Annotated in this window: 1 protein-coding gene; it reads left to right on the forward strand. The window is 62.0% G+C overall.

Going from position 1 to position 439, the window contains the following annotated elements; all coding sequences use genetic code 11:
• Window positions 1-197: hypothetical protein (locus LO50_RS23435; RefSeq protein ID WP_044316540.1), on the forward strand; the 197-nt coding region annotated here is incomplete at its 5' end.
• Window positions 198-439: the final 242 nt, after the last annotated feature.

Consider the following 439-nt stretch of genomic DNA (forward strand, 5'->3'; position numbering starts at 1 on the left):
GGACCCGCCTCGAACGCGAAAGTGAACAACGCCAACTACGCCTGAATCAGCTGAGCGAAGAACTGGACCAGGAAGTCCGGGTGCTGCTGGGGGATGAGCGGCGGGAGGAGCTCGAAGCTATCGAAGTGAACCTGGCCCAGATCGGCGAGCATCTGCGTGGGTTACACAAGGCTGGGGGTGGGTTGGAGTTGCCTTAAAAGCTGGTTCCGATAGGCCTACCGGGAACTATAGGACGGGATATGGAGGCTCCCAGCCGGCCGCAGTCAATCGGCATAGCGCACATGACGGTCCATGAGGTTGAGGCGGCCGGTGATGTCATAGGCGTTGACGCGGGCCAGGTTCTGCATCAATTGCGCTTCCCAGGTCTCATCGTCCATATCACGCCAGTAGCGCTCGGGGCGGCCCGTGCGGCGGTCATGTGCCGCCGTGGTCGGGTCGT

Origin of the sequence: Stutzerimonas stutzeri (assembly GCF_000935215.1) — a bacterium.
Classification (GTDB): domain Bacteria; phylum Pseudomonadota; class Gammaproteobacteria; order Pseudomonadales; family Pseudomonadaceae; genus Stutzerimonas.